This window comes from Streptomyces sp. NPDC006643, assembly GCF_042870175.1.
In the GTDB taxonomy this organism is placed as follows: Bacteria; Actinomycetota; Actinomycetes; order Streptomycetales; family Streptomycetaceae; genus Streptomyces.
Map to the genome: position 1 here is coordinate 15,889 of NZ_JBIAHA010000005.1, position 16,660 is coordinate 32,548.

Genomic DNA, 16,660 nt, shown 5'->3' on the forward strand with positions numbered 1-16,660 from the left:
GCGGCGGGGGCTCACAGGCTCTCGAAGCGCTTGGTCCCGCCCGGAGTCACCACCACGTGCACGGGGCGGTCGTGCGGTTCCTCCGGGACCCGCTCGACCACCTCGTGGTCGTACAGCAGCACCGCGAGCGCGGCCCCCGCGCCCGCCCGCTCCAGCCGGCCCAGTACCCGGTCGTACGACCCCCCGCCCCGCCCCAGCCGCATCCCGCGCCCGTCCACGGCGAGCCCGGGAAGCAGCACCACCCGCGCCTGGAGCACCGCGTCCACGCCCAGCCGCGCGCCGTCCGGCTCCAGCAGCCCGCGCCCCGCGGGCACCAGCCGCTCCGCCCCCTCGTACGCCGCCCAGTCCAGGTCGTTGTCCGGCAACAGCACCGGCAGGAGGACCCGCACCCCCCGCTCCCGCAGCGCGTCGAGCAGTGCCCGCGTGCCGGGCTCGCGTCCTACGGAGACGTACGCGGCGACGGTCCCGGCGTCCGCGATCTCGGGCAGCTCCAGTGCCCGCCGCGCGAGAACCGCGGAGGCGTTCCGCGCGTCCTTCTCGGACAGCAGGCGCCGCGCGGCAAGGAGTTCCCGCCGACGAGCGGCCTTTCCTGACATGTCGTAATTCACTGGGCTTCGCAAATCTCTCGTATGCGTATGTATGGAGGGAAAGTTAACCGGAGCCACATCTTCCCCTCATCCGTGGCGGATATGGTTCTCACCATGACTCAGTCGCCCCCCAGGATCAGCAAGGCTGTCATCCCCGCCGCCGGCCTCGGCACACGTTTCCTGCCTGTCACCAAGGCCACTCCCAAGGAGATGCTGCCGGTCGTCGACAAGCCCGCGATCCAGTACGTGGTCGAGGAAGCCGTGATGGCAGGGCTCTCCGACGTTCTCATGGTCACCGGACGCAACAAGCGTCCCCTGGAAGACCACTTCGACCGCAATTACGAGCTGGAGGAGGCGCTCTCCCGCAAGGGAGACACCGAACGTCTCGCCAAGGTCCAGGAGTCCAGCGACCTGGCGACGATGCACTACGTCCGCCAGGGCGACCCCAAGGGCCTCGGCCACGCCGTCCTGTGCGCCGCCCCGCACGTCGGCGACCAGCCCTTCGCGGTCCTCCTCGGCGACGACCTGATCGACCCGCGCGACCCGCTGCTGTCCCGCATGGTCGAGATCCAGGAGAGCGAGGGCGGCAGCGTCATCGCGCTGATGGAGGTCGAGCCCGACCAGATCCATCTGTACGGATGCGCCGCCGTCGAGCCCACCGCCTACAGCGACGTGGTCAAGGTGCACGACCTGGTCGAGAAGCCCGACCGGGCGGACGCGCCCAGCAACTACGCCATCATCGGCCGCTACGTGCTCGACCCCGCGGTCTTCGAGATACTGCGCCAGACCGAGCCCGGCCGCGGGGGTGAGATCCAGCTCACCGACGCGCTCCAGCAGCTGTCCGCGGACGAGAAGGTCGGCGGCCCGGTCCACGGAGTCGTCTTCAAGGGACGCCGCTATGACACGGGTGACCGCGGCGACTATCTGCGTGCCATTGTCAGACTCGCGTGCGAACGTGAGGACCTGGGACCGGACTTCCGGGCCTGGCTGCGCAGTTACGTCAACGAGGAGATGTAGCACCTTGAGCGGTACGGCCACACCGGCACCGACGTCCGTCGCGGGCCAAGGACGGCTCTGGACGGTGGACGAGCACCTGGCGGACATCCTCGCCACGGTCCGCGCGCTCGACCCGATCGAGCTGCAACTGCCCGACGCCCAGGGCTGCGTCCTCGTCGAGGACGTCACGGTGCCGGTGGCCCTGCCGCCGTTCGACAACAGCTCCATGGACGGTTACGCGGTCCGTACGGCCGACGTGTCGGGCGCCGACGAGGAGTTCCCCGCCGTCCTGACCGTCATCGGCGACGTCGCGGCCGGCGGCGACTCGCTGCCCCGCGTCGGCCCCGGCCAGGCCGCCCGGATCATGACGGGGGCGCCGCTCCCGCCGGGCGCCGAGGCCGTCGTCCCCGTCGAATGGACCGACGGCGGTACGGGCGGCGGAGCCGCCACCTCCATGCGGCCGGCGGGCTCCGCGCCCGAGGGCGCGAGCGGCGAGGTCAGGGTGTACCGCCCCGTCGAGCCCCGCGCCCACGTCCGCGCGCGCGGCAGCGACGTCCAGGCCGGGGATCTCGCCCTGGAGGCCGGGACGATCCTGGGCCCGCCGCAGATCGGCCTGCTGTCGGCCATCGGCCGCGCCACGGTCCGGGTCCACCCGCGCCCACGCGTGGTCGTCCTGTCGACCGGCAGTGAACTGGTCCAGCCGGGCGAGCCGTTGGGCCAGGGCCAGATCTACGACTCGAACAGCTTCGCGCTCACCGCCGCCGCCCGCGACGCGGGCGCCATCGCCTACCGGGTCGGCGCGGTCACCGACGACGCGGAGGTCCTGCGCGCCGCCATCGAGGACCAGTTGATCCGCGCGGATGTGATCGTGACGACCGGCGGCGTCAGCGTCGGGGCGTACGACGTGGTCAAGGAGGCGCTGTCCTCCGTAGGAGACGAGGACGAGCCGGGCAGCGGCATCGACTTCCGTACGCTCGCGATGCAGCCGGGCAAGCCCCAGGGCTTCGGCTCCATCGGCCCCGACCACACCCCGCTGCTCGCCCTCCCCGGCAATCCCGTCTCGTCGTACGTTTCCTTCGAGTTGTTCGTACGCCCCGCGATCCGCGCGCTGATGGGCCGCCAGGACGTCCACCGCCCGACGGTCCGCGCGATCCTCGCGGCCGACAAGGCGCTGACGTCCCCGGCCGGCCGGCGCCAGTTCCTGCGGGGCACGTACGACGCCGAGACGGGCTCCGCCGCCCCCGTCGGCGGCGCCGGATCCCATCTCGTCGCCGCCCTCGCGCACGCCGACGCGCTGATCGTGGTCCCCGAGGACACCACCTCGGTGGAGCCCGGAAGCGAGGTCGACGTGGTGCTGCTCGGCTGACGCCCGCCGGGTGGCGGTAGCGTGTCCTGCCTAACAGGCCCCGCCGGGCCCGGACCGGGAGCGCCACAGCGATGACTGCGTTTTCCCGGGGGGAGACCCCCGGACCTTCTCGACCAGGCCGACTGACGCATATCGACGAGGCGGGCGCGGCCCGCATGGTCGACGTCTCAGCCAAGGAGGTCACGGCGCGCACCGCGAGCGCGAGCGGCCGGGTGCTGGTGTCGCCGCACGTGGTCGAACTGCTGCGCGGCGACGGCGTCCCCAAGGGAGACGCCCTGGCCACCGCCCGTATCGCGGGCATCATGGGCGCGAAACGGACCCCGGACCTGATCCCGCTCTGCCATCCGCTGGCGGTCTCCGGCGTCACGCTCGACCTCGCCGTCGCGGACGACGCGGTGGAGATCCTGGCCACGGTCAGGACGACGGACCGCACGGGCGTGGAGATGGAGGCCCTGACCGCGGTCTCGGTCGCGGCGCTGACGGTGGTCGACATGGTGAAGGCCGTCGACAAGGGCGCGGTCATCACGGACGTGCGGGTCGAGGAGAAGACCGGCGGCCGGTCCGGCCACTGGACCCGCCGGGCACCGGGCGGACCCGAACATCCCGACGGGACAGCGGAGAGGGGCACGGCATGAGCGATCCCGCCGACAGCGGCACGGCGGCCCCCGCGCCTCGGGCGCGGCGGCCGTACCGCGCGCTGGTCGTCACCGCGTCCAACCGCGCGGCGGCCGGTGTGTACGCGGACACCGGAGGCCCGATCATCGCGGGCGCCCTGACAGAACTGGGCTTCTCCGTCGAGGGACCGCTGGTCGTGCCCGACGGGGACCCGGTCGAGCGGGCACTGCGTGAGGGGGTGGCCGCCTCGTACGCCGTCATCCTGACCACGGGCGGCACCGGCGTCTCGCCCACCGACCGAACCCCCGAGGCCACCCGCCGCGTCCTGGAGATGGAGATCCCCGGTATCCCCGAGGCGATCCGCGCCGAGGGCGCCCGCAAGGTCCCCACCGCCGCGCTCTCGCGGGGGGTCGCCGGCGTCGCGGGCCGGACCCTGATCGTGAATCTGCCGGGATCCTCCGGGGGTGTACGGGACGGGCTCGCCGTCCTCGACCGGCTGCTCGTCCACGCCGTCGACCAGATCCACGGCGGCGACCACCCCCGTACCGACGGATGAACCCCTTCTGGCCCGTGGCACTGGTGGACGGCGATGTGGTCCTCCGCCCCATAAAGATGCGCGACCAGCGGGCCTGGCGCGAGGTGAACCGGCGCAACCGCGAGTGGCTGCGTCCTTGGGAGGCGACGATCCCGCCGCCTCCCCCCGGCGCGCCGGTCGCCCAGCGCCCCACGTACCGGCAGATGGTCCGTCATCTGCGCGCGGAGGCGAACGCGGGGCGGATGCTGCCGTTCGTGATCGAGTACCAGGGGCGCCTGGTCGGCCAGTTGACGGTGGCCGGGATCACCTGGGGCTCCATGTGTTCGGGGCATGTCGGCTACTGGGTGGACCGGGACGTCGCGGGGCGCGGTGTCATGCCGACGGCCGTGGCACTCGCCGTCGACCACTGTTTCCGTATGGTCGGGATGCACCGGATCGAGGTCTGCATTCGCCCCGAGAACGGGCCGAGCCGCCGCGTCGTGGAGAAACTCGGATTCCGCGAGGAAGGCACCCGGCCCCGTTATCTGCACATCGACGGAGCCTGGCGGGACCATCTGGTCTTCGCGCTCACGGCCGAGGAAGTGCCGGAAGGACTTCTGTACCGCTGGCACCAGGCGCGACCTGGTACTCCCCAGAAATAAAACAAGCGTTCGAAATGAATCGCCATCCGACCATCAGGCGATCCGAACAATCACAAAAAAAGTCAGTGATATCAGCCAGATCGTGCGACACACCGGCTCAATTGGCGGATCCCCTCGCGCGAACACCTCTACGGTGTGAACCGTGAGCAGCAGCGGCCTCATTTACGCAGTCATCGTCGGGGCTTGGGCCGCCTACTTGGTACCGATGTGGCTCCGCAGGCAGGACGAGCTGAACGAAGCCCGTCCGACGGAACGCTTCAGCACCGCCATCCGGCTGCTGTCCGGACGGGCGGCGATGGAGCGCCGGTACGCCAAGGAGTTGCAGGACCGCACCACCGAGGAGGCCGGGCCCGACGGCGCACCGGACGTCGCGGCGGAGCCGACAAGCTCCGTCGACGTCCGGTCCTTCTCCGCGCCCGCGGCCCATACCGAGGCCCGCCTGGAGATCCCGGCACCCGCCCCGGTCCCGGCGCCGGAGCGCCGCCCGCGCCCCTCGGGCGCCGCGGCCGAACGCGCCCGCCGCGCCCAGCGCTCCCAGGTCCTGGCCCGCCGCCGGCGCACCACCGTCGTCCTCTTCCTCGCCTTCACGACCGGCGCGGTCTTCGCCGGCGTCCAGGGACTCGCCTTCCTGTGGGCACCGGCCGTCCCCGCCGTGCTCCTCAGCGCGTACATCGTGCATCTGCGCGCCCAGGAACGGCGCCGGTTCGTCTTCACCATGGACCGCCGCCGGGCCGAGATCGCCGCACAGCGACTGCGCGAGAACCGCCCCCGCCACCACAAGTCCTCCCCGTCGGCCGACCCGGACGAGCAGCCCGAACCCCGCCCCGCCCCGGGGCCGTCCCCGCAGGAGGCGGGCCGCCGCGCCCTGGTCGAGCAGACGGATCACGCGGAGTGGGTCGACCAGCAGCGCGAGCGCGGCCCGGCCCGCGGCGACAGCTGGGAGCCGGTCCCGGTCCCCCTCCCGACGTATGTGACGGCGCCGGTCGCCCCGCGTGCCACGGGCGGCGTGAACGTCAGCGACCCGGAGACCTGGAGCGCGGCCCGCTCCTCCACGGCGGAGCCCACCCCCGCCGAACCGCCCGCGGCCGAGCCCCCGGCACCGCAGCGCCCCCGCGACCGCGGCCTCGGCCGCACCCCCCTGTTCGACCAGTTCGACGAGGACGACCGCCCCCGCGCCGCCAACGAGTGACCAGCGAGGAACGGATTTCCAAGCAGCCCGACGGGGGTGCTAAAGTTTCATTCGTCGCAAGGGCCTGTGGCGCAGTCTGGTAGCGCACCTCGTTCGCATCGAGGGGGTCTGGGGTTCAAATCCCCACAGGTCCACCGCGTTCACGAGATCCCGTCCGATCATCACGATCGGGCGGGATCTTCGTTTGCCGCCGGATCTCGTCCGCGACTGTCCGTCAGGATTCCGCCGTCGCCGGTTCGCCGGGGCCGGCCCACACCCGGCAGGAGACGGCCACCACCAGGGGCCAGATGGCCTGGACGACGGTCACCACGCGCTCCGCGAGGCCCGGTGCCTTCCCGCTCTGGAGCTCGAACACGAACCACAGCGCGCACAGGCACATCAGCACGCTCGCCACGACCGACACCTTGAACCGCAGACCCCACGGCACCGGCCGCCGCCGGCGGCTCGCGGCCAGCGCGGGCCAGATCGCGAGAAGGACGAAGCCGATGGCGGCCACCACCCCGTGGCCCAGCGCCCCGCCCCGCAGCGGCGCCGGGACCAGCGTCAGGGCCATCGCCGCGACCCCGCCGCCGGCCAGGGCGAGGCGGCCGGGGAGCGCCGCCTCGCGCAGGCCGTGGGCCGTGGCGATGTAGCAGGCTCCGAGCACGATCAGTATTCCGGTCATCAGCCAGTAGCCGCGGGCGCCGTAGGACGCCAGGATGCTGAGGGTTTCCACCGCGGGGTTGTAGGCCGGTCCTTGCAGCACTTGCGCGATCGCCGAGGCACCGACCAGGAGCACAGGGGCGCAGCTCGCGGAGAGCAGCACCCACCAGGGGGCACGTCGCATCAGGCCACCGTAAACAGCGCCCGCCGTCCCTCCCCGATGACACACCATCACCTGAACCAACCCGATCCCGCCCCCGTGCCTCCTGTACGAGATCCGCGGCCCAGGCCGCCACCCCCCACAGGAGAATCGTCATGGCCACAGCGCCCCCACCACAGCCGGAACCGCAGGCGGCGACGAGCGGCGGCCCGCAGGGCAAGGACAACTGGCTCGCGCGCATGGCGCTGCGTTTCACCGCGTTCACGGAGAAGTGGCTGCCCGACGCGCTCGGGTTCGTCCTCGTCGGTACGTTCGCGGTCTTCGCGCTCGGACTCGCCACCGGGGAGGGGCTGTACGGGCGGCCCGCCGACCCCGCCGACACCGCCGGGTTCGGGCTGGTGGACGCGTGGGGGCAGGGCTTCTGGTCGCTCATCACCTTCACGCTCCAGATGGTGATGATCATTATCGCCGGGTACGCGGTGGCCGTCTCCCCGCCGATGAGCCGGCTGATCGCCAGGATCGCGCGCGTGCCCCGTACCCCGCGCGGCGCCATCGCGTTCACGGCCGCCGTCGCGATGGGGACCTCGTACCTCAACTGGGCGTTCAGTCTCATCTTCACCGCGATCCTCGCCAAGGAGATAGCCCGCCGGGTCCAGGGCGTGGACTACCGGGCGCTCGGCGCGATGGCCTTCCTCGGGCTCGGGACCGTCTGGGCACAGGGCCTGTCCGGGTCCGCCGCGCTCCAGGTCGCCAGTGAGGCGTCGAGTCCGCCCGCGGTCCAGGAGGTCATCGCGGACGGGCGCGGCGGCGACGGGCTCATCCCGCTCACCGAGACCATCTTCCTGTGGCAGGGCATGGTCGCCACGGCGATCATCTTCGTCATCGCGGTCGTCATGGCCTGGTTCCTCTCCCCGTCCCCCGAGCGCGCGAGGACCGCGGAGCAGCTGGGTATCGAGCTGGGCCCGAGCGTCGCCGAGAAGCGGACGGAGACCCGGCGCGGCCGGCCGGGGGAGTGGATCGAGTACAGCCCCGTCTTCGCGATCCTGCTGTTCGCGCTCGGCGCCTGGTATCTCGTACGGCACTTCGCCCTCGCCGAGGGCGACCCGCTCAACGCGCTCGACCTCAACACCGTCAACCTCATCCTGATCCTGCTGGCCCTGATCCTGCACTGGCGCCCCGTCCGGCTCGCCCAGGCGGTCAAGGAGGGCACGCCAGCCGCGTCCGGCGTGCTGCTCCAATTCCCCCTCTACGGCGGCATCTTCGGGATGATCGCCTTCACCGGGCTGAGCAAGACCATCGCCGGCTGGCTGGTCTCGGTGTCGAACGAGTTCTTCTATCCCGCCTTCATCGGGATCTACAGCATGGTTCTCGGCGTCTTCGTGCCCAGCGGCGGCAGCAAGTGGGTCATCGAGGCGCCGTACGTCCTGGAGGCGGCCAACCAGCTCCAGGTGAACCAGGGCTGGATCGTCGTCGTGTACGACCTCGGCGAGGCCAGCGCCAACCTGCTCCAGCCGTTCTGGATGCTGCCCACGCTGACGATCCTCGGGCTCAAGGCGCGCGACATCATGGGGTACACCTTCGCCATGTTCCTCGCCTGTTTCCCGGCGGTGCTGATCCTGGTGACGCTCTTCGCCCGTACGCTTCCCTTCCCGTAGACAAGAGGGACGGGTCTCGGAGGGAGCGGTCGGCGTGCGGCACATCGACGTGGCGGAGCGACGGGCACGGCTCGGCGTACGGCACCGGCTGGCGGTCGCCGCCCGCGCGGACGGTCCCGTCGAGGTGGCACGCGCCCTCGTGGCGCTGCACAGCACCGACCCGTCCTCCGTGTACGTCGCCGTCTGGGCGCGGACGAACGGCGGTGCGGTACGGGACGTGGAACGCGCCCTGTACGAGGACCGCTCCCTCATCCGGCTCCTCGGTATGCGCCGTACCGTCTTCGTCACCTCCCTCGACGTGGCCCCCGTCGTGCAGGCCGCCTGCTCGCACGCGGTGGCCGTGCGCGAACGCCGCAAGCTCCTCGGGTTCCTGGCCGCGTCGGGGGTCGCGGACGACGAGGCGGGCGTACGGGAGTGGCTGGCGGAGACCGAGGACATCGCCGTGCGCGCGCTCGCCGCGCGCGGGGAGTCCACGGCCGCCGAACTCGCGGGCGACGACCCCCGCCTCAGTACGGAGGTGGTGCTCTCGCCCGGCAAGCACTACGAGGGCACCCAGAAGGTCGCGAGCAGGCTGCTGCTCCTGCTCGCCGCCGAGGGCCGGGTGGTACGCGGCCGGCCGCGCGGCTCGTGGACCTCGCACCAGTACCGGTGGGCGCCGCTGACCGACTGGTCCCCGGACGGCCTCGCGCCGTGGGACACCCACCGCGCGGAAGAGGAGTTGGCCCGGCGCTGGCTACGGGTGTTCGGCCCGGCCACGGCGGACGATCTGCGCTGGTGGGCGGGGTGGACGAAGACCCAGGTCAAGCGGGTACTGACCGAACTGAAGCCGGTCGAGGCCGATCTCGGCGGCGGTGCGACGGGACTGCTGCTGCCCGACGACCTGGAGCCGACCGCCGCGCCGGAGCCGTGGGCCGCGCTGCTGCCGGCGCTCGACTCCACGCCGATGGGCTGGCACGACCGCGACTGGTTCCTCGGCGAGCACGGCCCCCGCCTCTTCGACACGGCCGGGAACATCGGCCCCTCGCTGTGGTGGGACGGCCGGATCGTCGGCGGCTGGGCGCAGGACGGCGGCGGCGAGATCGTGTGCCGCTTCCTGGAGGACGTCGGCGCGGACGCGAAGGCGGCCGTACGCCGCGAGGCCGAGCGCCTCGCCGAACCTCTGGGTGAGGTCCGGCTGAGCCCCCGTACCCGCGGTCGCACCTGGCTGGAGGACGAACTGGCGGGCCGGGGACGGGGTTAGGGCGTGCCCGGAAAGCCCTGTCCGGCCCGCGACGCCCGGCACGGAGTCTCCCCGCGGGCGGACGACGTCACTTTCAGAGCACCCCCTAGACGCCCTCCTTGGGAGGACGGCCCAGTGCCAGGCTCAGTGCCGCGCTGAGCAGCAGCGCCGCCGTCGCCGTCAGGACGCTGGCCGTCAGCGCCGTCGCGTACGCCTCGCCGCTCCCGTCCCCGTCCACCGCGGTGAAGAAGATCGTGCCCATGCCGGCCACCCCCAGCGCCGCCCCGAACTGCTGGCTGGTGCTGTAGATGCCCGACGCCGAACCGGCGTGCTCGGGCGGCACGGTCGAGAAGAACAGGGTGCTGAGCGTCGGCATGACGAGGTTCATGGCGATGCCGATCGCGGCCAGACCCGGCACCAGTGCCCAACTGTCCGCGCTCCCCGGCGCCGCGGACCCGGACGGTGCCCCGTACAGCACACCCAGCGTGCCCGCGACGGCCAGCAGGCATCCGGTCACCACCACCGAGCGGCCGAACCGGACGATGAGGCGCCCCACGAAGCCCGCCATGGCCAGACCGCCCGCCGAGAACGCGATGGTCAGCACACCGGCGTCCAGCGCCGAGTAGTGGTGCCCGTTCTGGAGCCACAGCACGAACACCAGCAGGAAGCCGGTGAACGCCGCGAAGGCCACCAACTGCACGGCCAGCGCGGTCACGACCAGCCGGTTGCGGAACAGCTCCATCGGCAGCAGTGCCCCCGCCCGCCAGGCCGGCCTGCGGTGTTCGGCGAACGCCAGGCCGAGCACCGCGAGGACGCCCGCGACCAGGCAGATCCAGATCCACGCGGGCCAGCCGAACGTACGGCCCTCCATCAGCGGGAACACCATCGCGACCAGCCCGGCGGTGAGCACCCCGGTCGACAGCCAGCGGGGCCGCGCGCTGCCCGGCACCCTGCTCTCCGGCACCAGCCAGACCCCGAGCGCCACGAGCGCGGCGGCGGCCGGCACGGTGATCAGGAAGACCGCGCGCCAGCCGAACCCGGCGACGTCCGCGCCGATCAGGACACCGCCGAGCAGCAGCCCGCCGGCCTGGGCGAGCCCGGCGACGATGCCGAACGTGCCGAAGACCGTGGCCCGTTCGCGGCCCTGGAAGAGTGTGAACAGGATGCTCATCACCTGTGGCGCGAGCGCGGCGGCGGCCAGCCCCTGCGCGGCGCGGGCGGCGATCAGCTCCTCCGGGCCGTCCGCGAAGCCGCTCCACAGTCCGGTGAGGCCGAAGGCGACGATCCCCAGCAGGAAGACCCGTTTGCGGCCCCAGAGGTCGCCGGCCCGCGCGAAGGTGATCAGCGCGGCGGCGAAGGCCAGCAGATACGACGCGGAGATCCACTCCAGCTGGGTCGAACTCGCGTCGAGATCACGCTGGATGGCGGGCAGCGCGACGTTGACGATCGTGACGTTCAGCAGGTCCAGCATGAAGGCCAGGATCAGGACGACCATGGCCGCCCAGCGCCGTGGGTACGGCGCCTGCCCGGTGCCGCCCGCGCCCCCACCCCGGTCCTCGCCCTTCCCCTCGCCTTCGGGTCCCTCCGGTCCCTCGGGCCGTACGGCCAGTTTCTCGGCGGTCATGACTGCCCCCCTGGTTGTCCGGCCCGGTGGTTGTCCGGTCCGGCGGCGTAAAATGGCAGCGCGGCGAGAGACTCGCCGAGTCGACTATGTCGTCAGGGCGAGTAAGTCGCGCAGACGACAGATTAGGCATGGAGGCCGTCGATGACAAACCCGTCAGCCGCGCTGTGCGACCGCATGCAGACCGCGGCGCTCCGGCACGCGGCGGCGTCCGCGCGGTTCGACCACGAGGTGGGCGCCCAGGCGGGCGTGACTCTCAGCACCTGGGAGGCGAACTTCGTCAATCTGCTGAGGCTGCACGGCCCGCTCAGCCCCGGACAGCTGGGCAAGCTCGCCGGGATCGGCTCATCGGGGACCATCACCGGCGTCATCGACCGCCTGGAGCAGGTCGGTTACGTCACCCGGGCCCGCTGCCGGGACGACCGCCGCCGGGTGATCGTGTCGCTGAACACCGAGTGGCTGGAGCGGGAGGACGCCCCCCGGCTCAAGCGGCTGCGCGCGCTGCTCGCCGACTACGACGAGGCGCAGCTCACCACGATCGCGGAGTTCCTCACGCGTCTCGCGGACGTGGAGACCGAGGCGGCGGGCGCCGTCGCGTAACGACGCGCACCCGTCCGACCGGCGTGCTCAGTGGCCTCCAGCGAACGCGCACGGCATCGAGCGGACCCGGTTGTCGAAGTTCGACGGCACCAGCACCGGCGCGCCCACGGTGCGCAGTTCGGGCGACCTGGTCAGCAACTCCCGGAACAGCGCCTTCATCTCCTGCTTCGCCAGGAACGTGCCCAGGCAGTAGTGCGGCCCGCCGCCCCCGTACCCCACATGCGGGTTGGGGCTGCGGGTGATGTCGAAGCGGTCCGGGTCGGTGAAGACCGCCTCGTCGCGGTTGGCGGAGGCGTAGAACAGCACCACCCGGTCGCCCCGCCGGAAGTCGTGCCCGTTCAGCCGGTGGTCCTGGGTGAGCCTGCGCCGGAACTGGATGATCGGTGTCGAGTGGCGCACGATCTCCTCGACGGCGCCGTCCGCGTACCGGTCGAAGTCGTCGAGCAGCAGGGCCCGCTGCTCGGGATGGTCGGTCAGCAGCGACATGCCGTGCGCGATGGCGTTCCGCGTGGTCTCCACACCGGCGACCATCAACAGCGAGAAGAACGAACCGAGTTGGCGGCCGTTCAGCGACTGGCCGTCGATGTCGGCGTTCACGAGCGCGGAGATGAGATCCCCCGTCGGATTCCTGCGCCGCTGCCGCCCGAGGTCCGCGACCATTCCCTGCATGGACGCCAGTGCGCGAAGTCCCTTTCCGGGGACGCGAATTCGCTGCCGTACCGTGCGCGCCACCCCTGTTTCGACGGACGCCCGATTCACTTGCGCGAGGATCGAGGGGCGTTCCTTCTCGGGGATACCCATCAGATTGCAGATGATTTCGAACGGCATACGCGAAGCGACCGCGGTGACGAAATCCGCCGGACGCTCCCTGAGCATGTCGTCCACAATGCGGGTCGCCACCGAGCGGACATCTTCCTCCGTCGCGGCGAGAATTCGGGGAGTGAAGGCACGGGAGACGATACGGCGCAGCTGCGTGTGCTGCGGCTCGTCGAGATTGACCAGGGACTCCCCGAAGAGCGCCCGCACCCAGCGGGCCGGCTCCGGGGTGGTGACGCCGGGCGCGCTGCCGAACACCCGCGCGTCACGGCTGGCCTCCACCACGTCCGCGTGCCTGACCAGCGCGTGGAAGCCCCGCTCGGGCCGCAGCCTGCCCCCGGGCCGCTCCACGAAGTACCGCGGCGCCCCGGCGGCGCGGAGCCGGGCGAAACCCGCCAGCCTTTCGGAATGCGGGAGTTGCCAGAACGAGGGATCGGCGAGATTCGGCGTCATTGTTCATTCCTTCCGTGGCTTCGAGCTTCCCACGGGCGACAAGGCATCGGCGGATGCCGGACGTAAGGCAGACGGGGGTATCGAACGACGGCCGTCGCACAGAGGGACGAACGCTCCGCCACCCGGGTGACGCGAACTCACCTACGACGCCCACGGGCCGCTACTGTGCCGAAGCATGACCTCTACCAACACCGCGCAGGGAAGCCTGCAATACGCCCCTCTGCTCGGCACCCTCACGGTAATTCCCTGGACCAGTGAGCCGTCCGACGACGAGCGCAACCCGCCTTTCCTGCTGGCCTATTCACTCGGCGACGGCCGTGACGGCGCGGCGGCCGGGGAAGAGGCGATGCGTGCCGTCATCAAGGAGGTCGGTCTCAAGGCCGGCGCCGGTCTGATCGATGTGGCGAAGTCGCCGGGCGTCCCGATCACGCTGCTGGTGCAGGCCGGGCGGGCCGTGCTGACCATGCCGTATCTCAAGGCCCAGTGCGCCGTCCCGCCGGAGTGGGAGGAGGACGCGCGCCGGACCGGCGCCGTGTACTTCATCATCGCCACCCAGCCGTGGCCCGAGGGCACCCCCGGCAAGCCGGTGAGCGAGGAGGCGCTGCGTGCCTTCGTCGGCGACGAGGCCGTGCTGACGGGGGCCGCGCACTGCCTGGTGCCGGTGAGCAGCCTGCGCGGCTGAGCGCCGCCCCCGCGCGCCCGCGCGTCGCCCCCGGGATCAGCCGCCGTTCGCGGGCACCGCACGTCCCGCCGCGCCCCACTCCCGTACCAGAGCGCTGTAGATGGGAGTGGGGACCGGTACGGCGGTGGGCGGCGGCGGGATCGGCGGAGAGGGAGGGGGAACCGCTTCGGCACGGAGCTCGGGCACCACTGAGAGGCGCTGCCATCGGGGTGCTCGGACGGAGTTCATGCTCAGGCAACGCCGTACTTGACTCCGGAGTCACTGTGTTGGGCGTGTCGAGGGGGACAGCCGAAACGCTACTTCGAATGCGTGACCGAACCGGTGGAGTGGACACCATGTCAACAGCATTGATCGACAACGCGTCGTCGTCCGGCGCGCACAGGTACGAGGACGGGCCCGCGCCCGGCGCCCCCGGTCTCTTCGGGGCGGGACGGGCACTGGCGTGGCTGCTGGTGGTGACCGGCGCGGCGGGTGTGCTGGCCTCGTGGGTGATCACGATCGACAAGTTCAAGCTGCTGGAGGATCCGGGGTTCACGCCGGGGTGCAGCCTGAACCCGGTGGTGTCCTGCGGGAACATCATGACCAGCGACCAGGCCTCGGCGTTCGGCTTCCCCAATCCGATGCTGGGGCTGGTGACCTACGCGGTCGTGATGTGCGCCGGCGCCGGACTGCTCGCGGGGGCGCGCTACCGGCGGTGGTTCTGGCTGGGGCTCAACGCCGGGATGCTCTTCGGAGTCGGCTTCTGCACCTGGCTCCAGTACCAGTCGCTCTACCACATCGGCTCGCTCTGTCTGTGGTGCTCGCTGGCGTGGGTGGCCACGATCGTCATGTTCTCCTACGTCACCACGTACAACATCACGCGGCGGATCCTGCCGGCGCCCGCCGGACTGCGCACGGCGGTGGGGGAGTTCCCCTGGGTGCTGCCGGTGCTGTGGACCGGGACCATCGGGATGCTCATCCTCACGCGCTGGTGGGACTTCTGGACCAGCTGACCCGGCACACACGGCGAACGGCCGCCCGGAGAACGCGCTCGCCGAGCGAGCGGCTCCGGGCGGCCGTCGGTGGTACGGGAGTTGGGACCGTACGCGCCCTGGCGCCGGGCCGGCGGAAGGCCGGCCGGACTACTTCCCGAGCGGAATCCCCCCGAGCATCGCGCCACCCTTGCCGCCGCCCTTGCCGCCGCCCAGCCCCTTCGCCACGTCGCTCAGGCTGTTCACGAGCGAGCCGTCGTTCCGCCGGTCCAGCGCGTTCGTGTTCACCACCGTGGGGTCCAGCCGCTCCTGGTTGGTCACCGTCTCGGCGGCCTGCCCCAGTCCGCCGTTCAGGCTCATCGGGAGGTTCTCGCCGGCGAACGCCGGGGCGGCGGCGCCCAGCGCCAGCACGGAACCGGCGACGACCGCGGCGACCTTCGTAGGCTTCATGGGCTTCATGGTGAGTCCTTCTTTCAACGGTGTTCTCGCTTGCCTGACCTCGTCCTCAGTAACGATCTCCGGCCGCGCCGGACACGACGAACGGCCGTACGGGACCCGTGTTGACGGGGTCCGTACGGCCATCGCGGCGTACGAGGGTGTTACGGCTGCTGCGGCGTCGACGGCACACCCGGAAGCTCGGGGGCCGGCGCGGGAGCCTCGGCGCCCGGCAGCTTCGGCAGCTCGGGCAGACCCGGCAGGTTCGGGGCCGGCAGGGCGCCGTTCATGACCGTGGCAGCGGCGAGGTTGACCAGCGAGGTCACGACGGCCTCGGACTGGGTGGCGACGGCCTTCGCGTCCTTGGTGGCGGACGCCTTGAGCAGCGCGTCCGTCGACTTCTGTACGGAGGCGACGGCGGCGGACGTCAGGTCGGCCGCGGCCGGGGCCTTGTGGTCGGCGCCCACGGCGTTGACCGGGTTGGCGTGGGCCGCGTTCTCCGTGGGCTTGGCGGGCTTGGCCTGCGCGTTGTCGCGCACGGCCGCCAGCGCCTTCTTGATGGCGGTCTGGTGCTTCTGCACGTCCGCGGCCGGGAGCTGGCCGTTGTCCACCTTGAGCACGGCGTTGAGCAGCTCGGTGACCGGCGTGATGGCGCCGGACAGGGAGCTGAGCGTCTGCGTCTGCTGCCTGAGGGCCTCGACGTCGGCGACCGGGGCGTCGGCCACGTCGGCACCGGACCGGGCCGGGGTCTCGTGGGTGGTGGTGGCGACGGCGGTACCGGCGGTGCCGAGCACGAGGGCGGCGCAGACGGCGGCGGCTGCGGCGCGGGATGAGACGAGGGAACGCATGAAAAGGTCCTTTCAGGACACGTCGGGGGGTTTCGTCTTCACCGTGAGTCGCGGGGCGGTGGCCCGCAACTGTGCGGGGGCACCGCCCGTTGTCCGCCAATCGGCCGCTTCGACCCCGCTGACCTGGACCGGACCGCCGTGGATTCTCACCCGTCCGGGACGCGTGTCGCCGCCGAAAGGGTGGCCGGGCTGGTCCCCGCCGTATCCCGGCGGCCCACGCGTACGACGAAGGGCGCGTACGAGCGCGTACGACGGAAGAGCCGCCCACCCCTGTTGGGGAGAGCGGCTCTTGCCGTGGAGACGGCAGGTCTGACCGGGGTCAGATTCAGGCGTTGACGCAGGTGTTGCCGAAGGCCGGGTTGAGCAGGCCGACGACGTTGATGGTGTTGCCGCAGAGGTTCACGGGCACGTGCACGGGGACCTGGATGGCGTTGCCGGAGATGACACCCGGGGAACCGATAGCCGCGCCCTGGGCACCGGCGTCGGCCATGGCGGCACCCGAGGTGCCGATGACGGCGGCGGCAGCCGCGGAGGACAGAACAACAGCCTTGGCGATACGCGACATGGGGATGAGCTCCTCGGTCTTAAGGGAATGGCGTCACGGGCGCAGTTGCCCGACTTACCGATCA

Annotated in this window: 18 protein-coding genes and 1 tRNA gene; 12 read left to right on the forward strand and 7 right to left on the reverse strand. The window is 71.7% G+C overall.

The genetic code is table 11. From position 1 onward, the window contains the following. Positions 1-11: 11 nt before the first annotated feature. Positions 12-596, reverse strand: coding sequence for a 5-formyltetrahydrofolate cyclo-ligase (locus ACFYNU_RS08360; protein ID WP_356584231.1), 585 nt, complete (start codon positions 594-596; stop codon positions 12-14). Between the two features lie 105 nt (positions 597-701). Between ACFYNU_RS08360 and galU the strand changes: the two genes are divergently transcribed. The 7 genes from galU (at position 702) to ACFYNU_RS08395 (ending at position 6,063) form a co-directional block, all read left to right on the forward strand. After that, a complete protein-coding gene (gene galU, locus ACFYNU_RS08365) occupies positions 702-1,604 on the forward strand; it encodes a UTP--glucose-1-phosphate uridylyltransferase GalU (RefSeq protein WP_356584233.1) in 903 nt (300 codons plus the stop codon). A 4-nt stretch (positions 1,605-1,608) separates the two neighbouring features. Further along, complete coding sequence (glp, locus tag ACFYNU_RS08370) at positions 1,609-2,949, forward strand: gephyrin-like molybdotransferase Glp (protein WP_356584235.1); 1,341 nt, start codon at positions 1,609-1,611, stop codon at positions 2,947-2,949. Positions 2,950-3,020: 71 nt separating this feature from the next. Continuing rightward, the gene (gene moaC / locus ACFYNU_RS08375; protein WP_356584237.1) at positions 3,021-3,584 is read left to right on the forward strand and encodes a cyclic pyranopterin monophosphate synthase MoaC; all 564 of its coding nucleotides are present in this window, start codon (positions 3,021-3,023) and stop codon (positions 3,582-3,584) included. Then, positions 3,581-4,120, forward strand: a complete 540-nt coding sequence (locus ACFYNU_RS08380; RefSeq protein ID WP_356584239.1) for a MogA/MoaB family molybdenum cofactor biosynthesis protein — start codon at positions 3,581-3,583, stop codon at positions 4,118-4,120. The genes moaC and ACFYNU_RS08380 overlap by 4 nt, the downstream gene beginning before the upstream one ends. Continuing rightward, positions 4,117-4,740, forward strand: coding sequence for a GNAT family protein (locus tag ACFYNU_RS08385; protein ID WP_356584241.1), 624 nt, complete (start codon positions 4,117-4,119; stop codon positions 4,738-4,740). The genes ACFYNU_RS08380 and ACFYNU_RS08385 overlap by 4 nt, the downstream gene beginning before the upstream one ends. A gap of 142 nt (positions 4,741-4,882) precedes the next feature. Further along, complete coding sequence (gene glpR, locus ACFYNU_RS08390; RefSeq protein ID WP_356584243.1) at positions 4,883-5,929, forward strand: gephyrin-like molybdotransferase receptor GlpR; 1,047 nt, start codon at positions 4,883-4,885, stop codon at positions 5,927-5,929. 60 nt (positions 5,930-5,989) lie between these two features. Beyond that, a tRNA-Ala gene (locus ACFYNU_RS08395) sits at positions 5,990-6,063 on the forward strand. 80 nt (positions 6,064-6,143) lie between these two features. Here ACFYNU_RS08395 and ACFYNU_RS08400 read toward each other — a convergent pair. Continuing rightward, positions 6,144-6,755 (reverse strand): DUF998 domain-containing protein, encoded by a 612-nt coding sequence (locus tag ACFYNU_RS08400; protein WP_356584245.1) that lies wholly within the window; start codon positions 6,753-6,755, stop codon positions 6,144-6,146. Positions 6,756-6,886: 131 nt separating this feature from the next. On the opposite strand from ACFYNU_RS08400, the gene ACFYNU_RS08405 reads away from it, so the two are divergent. Next, entirely contained in the window at positions 6,887-8,386 is a 1,500-nt protein-coding gene (locus ACFYNU_RS08405; protein WP_356584247.1) for a TIGR00366 family protein, read from the forward strand. Positions 8,387-8,420: 34 nt separating this feature from the next. Further along, positions 8,421-9,626 carry a winged helix DNA-binding domain-containing protein gene (locus ACFYNU_RS08410; RefSeq protein ID WP_388765555.1) on the forward strand — a complete coding sequence of 402 codons (1,206 nt, stop codon included), beginning with the start codon at positions 8,421-8,423 and terminating at the stop codon, positions 9,624-9,626. A gap of 85 nt (positions 9,627-9,711) precedes the next feature. Here ACFYNU_RS08410 and ACFYNU_RS08415 read toward each other — a convergent pair whose 3' ends face one another. Continuing rightward, on the reverse strand, positions 9,712-11,229 hold the full coding sequence (locus ACFYNU_RS08415) for an MFS transporter (protein ID WP_356584249.1): 1,518 nt from the start codon (positions 11,227-11,229) through the stop codon (positions 9,712-9,714). 141 nt (positions 11,230-11,370) lie between these two features. Between ACFYNU_RS08415 and ACFYNU_RS08420 the strand changes: the two genes are divergently transcribed. Beyond that, positions 11,371-11,826, forward strand: a complete 456-nt coding sequence (locus ACFYNU_RS08420; protein ID WP_356584251.1) for a MarR family transcriptional regulator — start codon at positions 11,371-11,373, stop codon at positions 11,824-11,826. A 27-nt stretch (positions 11,827-11,853) separates the two neighbouring features. On the opposite strand, the gene ACFYNU_RS08425 is transcribed toward ACFYNU_RS08420, so the two are convergent. Beyond that, positions 11,854-13,095, reverse strand: coding sequence for a cytochrome P450 (locus ACFYNU_RS08425; RefSeq protein WP_356584253.1), 1,242 nt, complete (start codon positions 13,093-13,095; stop codon positions 11,854-11,856). 175 nt (positions 13,096-13,270) lie between these two features. On the opposite strand from ACFYNU_RS08425, the gene ACFYNU_RS08430 reads away from it, so the two are divergent. Next, positions 13,271-13,777, forward strand: coding sequence for a DUF5949 family protein (locus tag ACFYNU_RS08430; protein ID WP_356584255.1), 507 nt, complete (start codon positions 13,271-13,273; stop codon positions 13,775-13,777). Between the two features lie 335 nt (positions 13,778-14,112). Continuing rightward, the gene (locus ACFYNU_RS08435; protein ID WP_356584257.1) at positions 14,113-14,769 is read left to right on the forward strand and encodes a vitamin K epoxide reductase family protein; all 657 of its coding nucleotides are present in this window, start codon (positions 14,113-14,115) and stop codon (positions 14,767-14,769) included. A 129-nt stretch (positions 14,770-14,898) separates the two neighbouring features. On the opposite strand, the gene ACFYNU_RS08440 is transcribed toward ACFYNU_RS08435, so the two are convergent. The 3 genes from ACFYNU_RS08440 to ACFYNU_RS08450 all read right to left on the reverse strand — a co-directional run bounded on the left by ACFYNU_RS08440 (position 14,899) and on the right by ACFYNU_RS08450 (position 16,596). Next, entirely contained in the window at positions 14,899-15,198 is a 300-nt protein-coding gene (locus ACFYNU_RS08440; RefSeq protein WP_356584259.1) for a hypothetical protein, read from the reverse strand. 149 nt (positions 15,199-15,347) lie between these two features. Then, entirely contained in the window at positions 15,348-16,031 is a 684-nt protein-coding gene (locus ACFYNU_RS08445; RefSeq protein ID WP_356584261.1) for a hypothetical protein, read from the reverse strand. A 325-nt stretch (positions 16,032-16,356) separates the two neighbouring features. Continuing rightward, complete coding sequence (locus tag ACFYNU_RS08450; protein WP_356584264.1) at positions 16,357-16,596, reverse strand: chaplin; 240 nt, start codon at positions 16,594-16,596, stop codon at positions 16,357-16,359. Positions 16,597-16,660: the final 64 nt, after the last annotated feature.